At 37.7% G+C, this 11097-nt stretch carries 9 protein-coding genes and 1 tRNA gene; 5 read left to right on the top strand and 5 right to left on the bottom strand.

The window, feature by feature from the left end:
- The 3 genes from AC22ZQ_RS08325 to AC22ZQ_RS08315 form a co-directional block, all read right to left on the bottom strand.
- On the bottom strand, positions 1-1486 hold a 1486-nt coding region (locus AC22ZQ_RS08325), incomplete at its 3' end, for an outer membrane beta-barrel protein (protein WP_318958320.1).
- Between the two features lie 16 nt (positions 1487-1502).
- Positions 1503-1889 (bottom strand): OsmC family protein, encoded by a 387-nt coding sequence (locus AC22ZQ_RS08320; protein WP_318958319.1) that lies wholly within the window; start codon positions 1887-1889, stop codon positions 1503-1505.
- 20 nt (positions 1890-1909) lie between these two features.
- Positions 1910-2362, bottom strand: coding sequence for a MarR family winged helix-turn-helix transcriptional regulator (locus AC22ZQ_RS08315; RefSeq protein ID WP_318958318.1), 453 nt, complete (start codon positions 2360-2362; stop codon positions 1910-1912).
- Positions 2363-2520: 158 nt separating this feature from the next.
- Between AC22ZQ_RS08315 and AC22ZQ_RS08310 the strand changes: the two genes are divergently transcribed.
- Positions 2521-3555 (top strand): sensor histidine kinase, encoded by a 1035-nt coding sequence (locus AC22ZQ_RS08310; RefSeq protein ID WP_318958317.1) that lies wholly within the window; start codon positions 2521-2523, stop codon positions 3553-3555.
- A gap of 1 nt (position 3556) precedes the next feature.
- A complete protein-coding gene (locus AC22ZQ_RS08305) occupies positions 3557-4288 on the top strand; it encodes a LytR/AlgR family response regulator transcription factor (RefSeq protein WP_318958316.1) in 732 nt (243 codons plus the stop codon).
- Positions 4289-4308: 20 nt separating this feature from the next.
- Here AC22ZQ_RS08305 and AC22ZQ_RS08300 read toward each other — a convergent pair whose 3' ends face one another.
- Positions 4309-4770 (bottom strand): nuclear transport factor 2 family protein, encoded by a 462-nt coding sequence (locus AC22ZQ_RS08300; protein ID WP_318958315.1) that lies wholly within the window; start codon positions 4768-4770, stop codon positions 4309-4311.
- Between the two features lie 128 nt (positions 4771-4898).
- On the opposite strand from AC22ZQ_RS08300, the gene AC22ZQ_RS08295 reads away from it, so the two are divergent.
- The 3 genes from AC22ZQ_RS08295 (at position 4899) to AC22ZQ_RS08285 (ending at position 8747) form a co-directional block, all read left to right on the top strand.
- Positions 4899-6362 carry a M16 family metallopeptidase gene (locus AC22ZQ_RS08295; RefSeq protein ID WP_318958314.1) on the top strand — a complete coding sequence of 488 codons (1464 nt, stop codon included), beginning with the start codon at positions 4899-4901 and terminating at the stop codon, positions 6360-6362.
- A 23-nt stretch (positions 6363-6385) separates the two neighbouring features.
- Positions 6386-8500, top strand: a complete 2115-nt coding sequence (locus tag AC22ZQ_RS08290; protein WP_318958313.1) for a M16 family metallopeptidase — start codon at positions 6386-6388, stop codon at positions 8498-8500.
- Positions 8501-8659: 159 nt separating this feature from the next.
- Positions 8660-8747 (top strand) — tRNA-Ser (locus tag AC22ZQ_RS08285).
- A 334-nt stretch (positions 8748-9081) separates the two neighbouring features.
- Here the strand turns inward: AC22ZQ_RS08285 and AC22ZQ_RS08280 are convergent.
- On the bottom strand, positions 9082-11097 hold a 2016-nt coding region (locus AC22ZQ_RS08280), incomplete at its 5' end, for a DUF8202 domain-containing protein (RefSeq protein ID WP_318958312.1).

The following is an 11097-nucleotide window of genomic DNA, read 5'->3' as shown; positions in this document are numbered from 1 at the left end:
TTAATTGCTGCCCGTATATACCGTAAGCTGAAAACACATTCTGATTCACCACAAATTGATTGTTGATATTCGTGTCTGGGGTAAATAGCATAGACACGGTATCAAAACTCTCTGAGTACGCAGTTTTATCGTTTGTATTTAAGATGAATTTACTTCCGTATTCTATTTTTCTTTTCTTCTTTAAATTTCTGGTTACATCTAACGCCAGGGTCGAAAGTGAATTCTCACTTAAATTATCAATATTCTGGTAAGTGGCCTGACCAATTGCAACATCCTCATCCGTATAATACTGTTGAATGTATTCTCCTGAGTTATCACTTTGTCCCCAAGATTGATTGGCTGCAACCTTTAAGTCACCTCCATCTTCTTTGAACTTATAACGGTAATTCATTCTCAAATCCAAGCTACTCCTATCTCTTGGATCATAAGCCTCCCTGTTCCAGTAATAATCTAAATCATCATTAAAATATTGGTAGTTAAACTGATTTCCATACCTATCTCTTACACCTGCATTACCTGTAGCAGAAAAACTAAGTGTTTGACGCTCGTTTAGGGTATAATCAACACCAAAACGCGCTGTATGATTCACATTTAAATCTGTACCTCTTCTTTCTTGTCGTAAATAAGAATTCGTATCTCCTAAATCTCTGTACCAATCACTGTAATGATTTCTGTACCCTTCATAATACCTTAATCCATAGGAAGCAAACACATTCACTTTTTCTGTCCTCGCATTAACACTAACATTTAAGTTGTATTGATTTCCTGAAGCTGCAGAAGCATTAACAGTTCCATTCATACCTCTTAATTTGTTTTTCTTCAATACAAGATTGATTATACCAGCTGTTCCATCTGGATCATATTTTGCTGAAGGGTTCGTTACAATTTCTACGCGCTCAATTGAACTCGCAGGAAGAGAAGATAAGTTATCTGCGGTTAAATTACTCGGTAATCCATCTATTAAAATGGTAACGTTTTGATTACCGCGCAAAGAAATGTTTCCATCTTGATCTACCTCTATCGAGGGAACATTGTTCAACATTTCCGAAACCGTACCTGCTTGGGTAGATAAATCTTGAGATGGGTCGTAAACCTTCTTATCAATACTCGTTTCTAAAACTTTCGTTTCGTAAATAATATCCACTCCTTCTTTTAAAATATAATCGGCCTTAACCAAAGCAAAAGGAGCTAGGTTTAAGCGTTTACTCTCTAAGTTTACAGTAAGATATTTAGCATCGTATTCAAATGCAGTAAATTGCAAGAGGTAATTCCCAGCCTTCAACCCAGTTAAAGTATAGTTTCCTGTCGCATTTGTATATGCACCTTTGACTACCGAAGAATCGGATACAGTTAGTGCTACAACTTTTACAAATTCTAATGGTTTTTGGGTAGTTGAATCGATAACACTACCATTGATTTCGTATTTGGCCTGTGATAATCCAACAAGTGTAAAGAGTAACATTACACTCGTAAAAAATAATCTCATATCGTTTTTCCTGATTTTATTGGTTTACAAAAGTAATCCCCTGTTTCATATATTGACCTACAGGACACAATTCTGCAATCTCTTTGAGTCTATCTATTTTTTCTTGATCTAAGTCAGAAATAATCTCAATGCGTTGGTACATCACATAATCTCTACCGTATTGTGGAGAAAACTCTAAATGTATTTGCACATCTTCTACTTCCCATCCTTTGCGCTGGGCATACAGCATAACGGTCATCACCTTACAACTGGCAACAGATGCCATAAACATTTCCTTTGGTGAGGCATACTTGCTACTGCCTCCATCCTTTTCTGTCGCATCAGCCAAGAGATAGTTATCTCGAGCCGTAACACGAACTACCATAGCATCCTCTCTTGAGGCATTTACTTCCATTTTGGGCATAGCAGCGGTATTAACTGTAATTACTGAACATCGCAACCTCTGAGTTTATCCAATAGAATACTCAAGGTTTCTGCTTCTTGTTGCGTTAAATTATTCTCGTGATTGATTTGTGCTAAAATGACATCTATTTCTGCCAAAACATCCAAACCCGTTGATGTAATTTGTAAGAAAACCACTCGCCTGTCGTGTTCACATCTTCTACGTGCAATAAATTCTTTCTCCACCAACTTATCAAACAAACGTGTGGTGTTTGGAGATTTTTCTATCATCCTTTCCTTCACCAACTTCACATTTATTTCTTCTCCTGCCCCTCTTAGAATACGCATCACATTAAACTGCGGTAACGACAAACCAAAATCAGACAATTTACAATTGTACTGTGCTGTTAACCAATTGGCTGTGTATTTAATATTAATTACTGCTTTGTGCGTAGAATTCTTGAATTTAGAATTCACTAACTCTTCAATTTTCATATTGCAAAAGTATAATTACCTAGGTAATATTTACAATTTGTTAAGTAAAAATTCACAGAAAGTAACCTTTACTACCAAATTTTGAAGATTTTAAAGGTCGATTGAGCCGATTATCCTTTGCCTCTATTTCTAAATCAATTAAATCTTACATTTGTTTTATGTTCAAAGCTAGTGGTCTATATTGGGTATTTCAACTTCTCGGATGGGGAGCTTTTGGTATCATATTAATGATTATCATCTACACTTCTGAAACCGATGGACTTAAGGGAGAAAACCTTTTGTTTGTAACCGCAATGGTTGTCTTATTCATTGCCTTGAGTCACTTACTGCGTAGTATTTTCATCAAATTCAATTGGTTGAACTTAAAGTTCCTTCCTTTATTGGGGAGAGTAATACCAACCTCTATTTTTATCTCCTATATCTTTCTCCTTAGTTTGAGCTCTGTAGAATACCTTATTCTTGGTCAAACAGAAGAAGCCTTTGATTTTTTAGACTTTACAATTAAAGCTGTTGTTTACTCCATCTTTTTTATGTCTTGGTCTACCTTCTATATTACCTACCATTTGGTAAATAAGTCAAGGGTGCAGGAACTGGAGAATTTGAAATTGAACGCGAGTCAGACAGAAATTGAACTCAAAAACCTAAGAGAACAACTCAATCCACATTTCTTATTCAATTCCTTAAACAGCATACGCGCCTTAATAGACCTTGAACCGGCTACAGCAAAAACCAGTGTAACCACACTTTCTAATTTACTCCGAAACTCCCTTCAAATGGGGAAGAAAAGTAACGTTAGTTTAAATGAAGAGTTAGATTTATGTAAACGCTACCTGGAACTCGAGGGAATACGCTTTGAGGAAAGACTGCGCGTGGTGTGGGATGTGAACGCCCCCATGGATATCGTTATCCCTCCTTTTATTATACAAACGCAAGTGGAAAATGCCATAAAGCACGGAATAAGTAAATCTATAGATGGCGGAGAGGTTTGTGTGGGAATTCATTTCAAGGACAACAACCTACGCATTAGGGTGGAAAACACTGGAAAAATAAGAACGAGTAGACGCGAAGGAATTGGAATAGAAAACACCAAGCGAAGACTCTTTTTACACTATAAACAAAACGCCAATTTTAGCTTAACTGAGGAGAAGGATAAAGTGTGTGCAGAGATCAATATTAACTATTCAAACACATAGTATGAAAGCAATTATAATAGATGACGAACGTTTGGCAAGAGCCGAAATGCAAAACTTACTTTCTGAATACAAAGATTTAAAAATTGTAGCGGAGGCCAAAAATGCAGAAGAAGGAATAGCGCTTATCAAAGAGCACAAACCGGATGTAATTTTCTGTGATGTTCAGATGCCGGGTATGAATGGTTTTGAAATGGTTAAAAAACTAGAAGAAATACCTAAGGTAATTTTCGTCACCGCTTTTGACGAGCACGCCATAAAAGCTTTTGAGGTGAATGCTTTGGATTATCTACTAAAACCCGTAGATCCTGAGCGTTTGAATGAAACGATGGATAAACTCTTGAAGGAAGACGATGACTATGCAAGTAGCAATAATCTAGCTTTCCGAAAAGAACGTGTTTTAAATGCCAATGACAAGGTATTCTTAAAAGATGGCGAAAAGTGTTTTTATGTAAGCTTAGCTGATATTAGATACTTTGAAAGTAAAGGAAACTATGTAAAGGTGTATTTTGGTAAACACAAGCCGATGATACTTCGCTCTCTCAACAGTTTGGAAGAACGACTCAATCCAGAGCAATTCTTTAGAGCGAATAGAAAGTTCATTGTTAACCTCAACTATATCACACACATAGAAAACTGGTTCAACGGTGGTTTACAAATCACCTTGGAAGAAGATGAGAAAATAGAAATTTCGAGACGACAAGCCATCAAGTTCAAAGATGTAATGTCACTCTAAGACTCAACTACTCAGGAGAGCTATTTAGCTTTCCTGAGTTTGATAAATTCTTTCACCTTTTCGTTCTCAATTAAAACGGTAAGGTTATAATAGCTCAGCTTCCACTCACCTTCTACCCTTTTCATAACACCGCTACCTCTACAATCTTCCATCCAGGTATCGAGTTCTTCATCGAACCAAACAACCCCCGTACTTGTATCTCCATACCACTGACGGTTGGTGGCGGTGAAATCCCATGCTTTTCCTGCATCAAAGTAAGGCTTAGAAAACTCGGCAAAAGCTGCTTTGTTCCATTTCTCACCCGGAGCTGTACCTAAAAAATAGAAGTCGTTGTGCATGGCTCCGAAATAGTCCTCAAATTTCGCATCGCTAGCCGCCTGATGCCACTCATCCATAAAAACATCCAATTGTGGTAAAGTTGGGTTTTCCTTATTCGTAAAAGCCAAAAGTGCCAATGCACCCATACAGATTAGTTTCTTCATAGCGCTTAATTTGTTAAAAACTTAAATATACAGGCGATTTATCAACAACAAGAACCTATCATCATAATTGGATTTGATTTATGCCTTTTAATTTGTTTTTTTGCCTCCTTACAAATGTAAAACTTACAATGAAAAGAATTTTAACAACATCACTTTTAGGTATGGCAACACTTTTTGCCAATGCCCAGGAAAAAAAGATTGATTTTGTGGAGTATGATTTGGCAAATGGAATGCACGTTATATTACATGAAGACAATACCACTCCTATCGTAGCTGTTTCAGTTATGTACCACGTTGGATCTAAAAACGAAAATCCAGACAGAACAGGGTTTGCTCACTTCTTTGAGCACTTGTTATTCGAAGGAACTCAAAATATTGGAAGAGGTGAGTATTCAGAAATCGTTGAAAAAAACGGTGGAACTTTGAATGCCAATACTTCTCAAGACAGAACGTATTACTACGAAATCTTACCATCTAACCAATTAGAGTTAGGATTATGGTTAGAATCTGAAAGATTATTACACGCCAAAGTTGAGAATCAAGGAATTGAAACACAACGTGAGGTAGTGAAGGAAGAAAAAAGACAAAGAGTAGATAACCAACCTTATGCTTCTTTCATTCCAGAATCTTTCAAAAGATTATTCAAAAAGCACCCATACAACTGGGTTCCTATTGGAAGCATGGAGCACTTGGACGCTGCACAAGAAGAAGATTACGTGAACTTCTACAGAACTTTCTACGTACCTTCTAACGCAGTTTTATCTATTGCTGGAGATATAGACATCAAAGAAACTAAAGCTTTGATTGAAAAATACTTCGCAACCATTCCTGCAGGAGAAGCAATTAACTTGTACAGAGATGTTGAGAACATGACCGACTCTACTTTCATGGCGAAATACGGAGTATCTAGAGCTGATTTCAACACACAAAACTTTGCTAAGCCAGCTTCTAAAGCAGCGAAGAAAGTGTACAAATCAAAGAAGAAAACAGAAGTTGTTATTCCTCGTCCAACAGCAACAGAGGCTCCTTTAACAACGAACATTATTGATACGGTTTACGATAACATTACTTTACCAGGTGTATTCTTCTCATACCACGCACCAGCGCAAAACACAGAAGATTCTTACACTTTGCAAATGGCAATGGACATCCTTTCATCAGGTGCAAGTTCTCGTTTGAACAAAGAAATCGTTGAAAAGAAAGAATTGGCAGTTCAGTCGTTCTCTTTCATCTACCCATTAGAAGATCCAGGAATGGCGGTTGTAGGAAGTATTGCTTCTAAAGATGCGTCTATCGATTCATTGAAAGCAGCTATGGATGCTGAAATCAACAGAATTTGTACTGAATTAGTTTCTGAGGAAGAATTCCAAAAAATTAAAAACCAGTACGAAAACAGTTTCTACTCTTCTAACGGAAGAATTGCTGGAATTGCTGAAAACTTAGCAAACAACTACATGTACTTTAACAATACAAATTTGATCAACAGCGAATTAGAAGCTTACGAGAAAATTACACGTGAAGACATCATGCGTGTGGCAAAGAAATACTTAGCTGCAAACGCAAGAGTAGAATTATATTACTTACCGAAATAAGAAGAGGTTAAAAAAGAGATCAAATGAAAAAAATAATATTAAGCTTAGCTGTATTAGGTAGTGTGTACGCTTTCGGTCAGTTAGACAGATCTGTACAACCTAAAGCAGGAGAAGCTCCACAAATCAATATTGCTGAACCAGCAACTTTTGAATTAAGCAACGGAATTAAAGTTATTGTTTCTGAAAATCACAGACAACCTAAAGTAGCGTTTAACTTAGTAATGGGAGGTGATCCTATTTTAGAAGGACCAAAAGCTGGGGTTTCTGATTTTGTTTCATCAATGATTATGTCTGGTACGAGCAACCGTACCAAAGACCAAATTGATTCAGAAAAAGACTTTATTGGTGCCTACTTAAGTGCATCTAGTTCTAGTGTATACCTTTCTTGTTTAACAAAGCACATGGACAAAGGTCTAGAGTTAATGTTAGACATTACAATGAACGCAAACTTCCCAGAAAGTGAGTTTGAAAGAAACAAGAAGTTATTCGAATCTGGATTGTTATCTGCTAAATCTTCTCCAGGAGAAATGGCCAACAATGCAGAGCGCAAAGCTTTATTCCCAAACAACAACCCTTACGGGGAAATCATGACTGAAGAAAGCTTGAAAAGCATCACAAGAGATGATGTATTGGCTTACTTTAACATGAGTTTTACACCACAAGACGCTTACTTAGTAATTGTTGGTGATATCACAATAGAAGAGGCTAAAACTTTGGCAGAAGCTAAGTTTGGGTCTTGGAAAGGTGAAGCTGCACACAAAGCAAACTTCAACAAAGGATACTTCCCTAAAGGAAACAGAGTAATTTTTGTTGAGAAGCCAGGTGCGGTTCAATCTGTAATTACTATCGCTCACCCAATTGAAATGATGCCAGGTAACCCTGATCAAATTAAGTTGAGTGTAATGAACAAAATCTTAGGTGGTGGAGGTTTCGGAACGCGTTTGATGCAAAACTTACGTGAAGACAAAGCCTACACTTACGGTGCTTACTCTAGCTTAGATGTGGATAGATACGGAAGCTACATTTCTGCTTCTGGTAACTTTAGAAATGACGTTACTGATTCTGCTATCGTACAATTCTTACACGAATTCACGAACATTACAGAGGGTGAAGTAACAGATGAAGAGTTAGAATTAAACAAAATGTCTATGTCTGGTAGCTTTGCACGTTCTTTAGAGTCACCGCAGACTATTGCACGTTTTGCATTGAGTACTTACAGAAACAACTTGCCTGCTGATTACTACCAAACTTACTTGAAAAACTTAATGGCTGTATCTAAAGCAGATGTTTTAGAAGTTGCTAAAAAATACATCACTCCAAACAACTTGAACATCATCGTTGTTGGTTCTCCTGATGTATTGGACAAAATCAAGAAGTTTGATGCTGATGGTAAAATTGAAATGTTCGATGCTTTTGGAAATGTTTCTAAAAAAGTAGAATACACTGCTGTTGACATGACTGCTTCAGACATTTTGAGCAATGCATTAATGGCCTTTACTTCTACTGCTTCATTAGAAGAAGCGAAAGCGAAAGTAGACGGAGTTAAAACATACGCGATGGAAGGTGAAGCTGCTATGGCAGGAGCTCCATTTGCACTTGCTGTGAAAGAATACATGATGGAAGGTAAAAAATCTTACTCTTCATTATCTGTTCCTTCTATGGGGATGGAAGTTCAAAAAGAAGTATTCAACGCAGAAAAAGGTATGACATCTGGAATGGGACAAGCTGGTCCTGTGAAAAATGAAATGACGGCGGATGAATTGGCTGAAAAGCACGCAGAGTTTAACTTGTTAGGATTAGACTACATGAACCTATTAGACGGTGAAGGAGTTAAAGTAATGGGAGCTTTGGAAGAAGAGGGTAAAAAGTACATTGTTGTACAGTACACTTCTGGAGAAAACTTAAAAACAGCTTACTTCAATGCTGAGACTTACCTTTTAGAGAAATCTGTTGTTATGGTAGAAATGCCCGACGGATCTAAAGCTGAGATGGTAAACACATTTAGCGATTACAAAGCTGTTGACGGATTTATGTTCGCAACTTCTCGTAAGCAGGTAATGGGACCACAAGCGGTAACATTCTCTAACATCGTTATTAAATTGAACGAAACATTAGACGAAGGATTATTCAAAATCTAAGTCGAAATAATAACTACGAAAAAGAGGAGCAAATTTGCTCCTCTTTTTTTTGCCCCTAACCTACTCTTTTTCAAGCTACAATTAAAAAGCTCTAAAATTTCTTCAAAAAAACTCCCAAAAATCACTTGTCAATATAAAAAAGATGAGTACTTTCGCCGCGGAGAAGTGGCAGAGCGGTTGAATGCACCGGTCTTGAAAACCGGCATACTGAGAGGTATCGGGGGTTCGAATCCCTCCTTCTCCGCCAGCAAAAACCGACTCAAACGAGTCGGTTTTTTTTGTTTATAGCTTTTTTACTGTGATAACCTTCCATCAATTTTCGATAGCCTAAAGGAATTTCAAAATTTTATTGAGAACATACAAACACCCTCTGCCAGCGATAGGAATGACAACCCACAGGGGGATGCCGTACTGAAACTTAGGCTTTGCAGGTGATAACCTGTGAAAGGCTTTAGTTGAAGGGGGCAACCACCGCGGATTATAATGGATAGCGCGCCCGGGCAGCCTAAAACTATTCGCACGAATAGCAAACTAAAAGTCAGCCCTTTTCAGGCCGACCTATATAAAAGCAATTATTAAAGTTATCGCAAGACATTGATGTGTCCCCCGTATTGGTAATAGGCATCTGTAAACAGGTCTTTTACCTCTAACCTCCAAACGTAAACACCGTCTGGAACTAAAGCCCCCTTATAGGCACCGTCCCACCCCAAAGTAATATCTTTCGACAACCAAACCAGTTCTCCCCAACGATCATAGATGCTAAGATTCCATGTAGTTGGATCTATACCATCCGCAATGATTTTCCAGGTTGCATTGTACTCGTCTCCATCTGGTGTGAAAGAATTAGGAGCGTAGATGATCACTTCAGACAAAACACTTACAACCTTGGTTATAGTATCTAGACACCCAAAGTTGGTTTCTACAATTAATTGAACAGGATAGTCTGCCACTACCCCATCCGGGAAAAGAACCGTAGGATTTTCATCGTTAGAATTAGTAGGATTACCCGAACTAAAATTCCAGTAATAAAAGCTCTCTCCTACGGAGTTATTTGTAAAGTCTATTTCTGTATTGAACATGGTGGTAGGTTGAGGTGAAAAATTGAAATTTGCCGTGGGAAGTGGATAAACGACCAAAGTATCCGCAAAATTAACATACTGCTCACATCCCAAATCTGTAATTAAATACATTTCTACATCGTACAATCCTTCGTACCATGGCCCTGTGTATATTTCTATATTATCACTTTGCACATCGCTTCCTCCTACAGTCCACTCTAGGGTATAATTGGTAGAAGTATCAGTTGCATTTACCAAGTGAAAAGTTGCGGGTTCACACAAATAATTCTCTGTAAGGGTAAACATAGGTAGAGGTGCCGGGGAAACGTTGACGGTAGTTTGCAATATTATAGGAGTTGTTTCACAAGCATCATTTATACTAATTTGGTAGGTCATAGTATCTGCTGGACTCACATATAACTCACTAGTATTGCCCTGCACCGTTGTAAAACCTGTACTCCAATTGAAAGTATAATCACCTCCCAAACCTCCGAAAACTTCGGCTTCTAGTAAGGCACTATCACCCGGACAAATATCCTGTGTAGAACTCACATTAGCCGTTAAACTGTCATAAAGTTGAATATTAATCAAAACTGTATCTGTTACACAACTGTAATTATCTTGAACAAATACACTAAACAGGGTATCGCTTACGGGGGAAACATTTTGTAAAGAATCTGTATTCTGGGTATGCGACCAATGGTATAAATAACTATCAGTACCAGCGCCAGCTGCTGAAATAGCTACGGTTGCGTTTCTACAAATGGTAGTGTCATTACTGGTTGTAACAGTTGGATTATTCTTTACTATTAAGGTCGTTGTATCTCCATCAATTTGATATGAACAACACGCAAAGATTTTTTCAATAATGACCTTATATTGCGTAGTAACTGTTGGTGAGACCATGATGGAATACCCGTCGTAAACATTCGGAACTTGATAATCATTCGTTCCATCAGAATAGGTGACATCTACAGTATCTTGACTCACAGTGAAAACCATAGCTATAGAATCTCCAACACAAATATGACTCGCAAATGGTTGTAGGCCAACTTGCGGTTTTTCAACAGCTACAGTAAAAAAACGCGTACTATCTTTGGGGAAAATAGCATTGGAAAGGTTTTTAACACTCAACACATTTCCGTTCAATTCGAAGTCAACCCCAGCACTTGCATCAAAGGCTTGGGCATTCGTAAAATCTCCATCTGTATCCACTAACAGTCGAAGGTATTTCAGCTTAGAACTATCTAAAATGGCACAATTGTCTAAGGTTAAATCTACCGAGTAATTGTCTACGAAGTTGGTATTCTGTAATCGCCACTCACGTTCCAAACGCGCAGTAATATTCACCGGTTTTTCGTTGTTAGCATTAGCATTACTGCACAAGTTCCCCAAATTAGTACCCACCAATACATAAGAAGTATCATTGTTAATATTCCCTTGATTAGCCACATTGCTAGCTGCCAAATCATTTAAATATATACGAAAGGTAGCTCCAAAATTTTGGGATTGTTTTTGAAGCAAGCCTTCTGCTGTATC

The sequence above is a fragment of the Lishizhenia sp. genome, assembly GCF_057456495.1.
Note: the sequence above shows the minus strand (reverse complement) of the source record. Positions and strands in the feature narration are given on the sequence as shown.

What these genes read in the sequence shown, in the direction of transcription:
- AC22ZQ_RS08320 (WP_318958319.1), bottom strand. Translation starts at nt 1,889, where the DNA reads ATGCCCAAAATGGAAGTAAATGCCTCAAGAGAGGATGCTATGGTAGTT.
- AC22ZQ_RS08315 (WP_318958318.1), bottom strand. Translation starts at nt 2,362, where the DNA reads ATGAAAATTGAAGAGTTAGTGAATTCTAAATTCAAGAATTCTACGCAC.
- AC22ZQ_RS08310 (WP_318958317.1), top strand. Translation starts at nt 2,521, where the DNA reads ATGTTCAAAGCTAGTGGTCTATATTGGGTATTTCAACTTCTCGGATGG.
- AC22ZQ_RS08305 (WP_318958316.1), top strand. Translation starts at nt 3,557, where the DNA reads ATGAAAGCAATTATAATAGATGACGAACGTTTGGCAAGAGCCGAAATG.
- AC22ZQ_RS08300 (WP_318958315.1), bottom strand. Translation starts at nt 4,770, where the DNA reads ATGAAGAAACTAATCTGTATGGGTGCATTGGCACTTTTGGCTTTTACG.
- AC22ZQ_RS08295 (WP_318958314.1), top strand. Translation starts at nt 4,899, where the DNA reads ATGAAAAGAATTTTAACAACATCACTTTTAGGTATGGCAACACTTTTT.
- AC22ZQ_RS08290 (WP_318958313.1), top strand. Translation starts at nt 6,386, where the DNA reads ATGAAAAAAATAATATTAAGCTTAGCTGTATTAGGTAGTGTGTACGCT.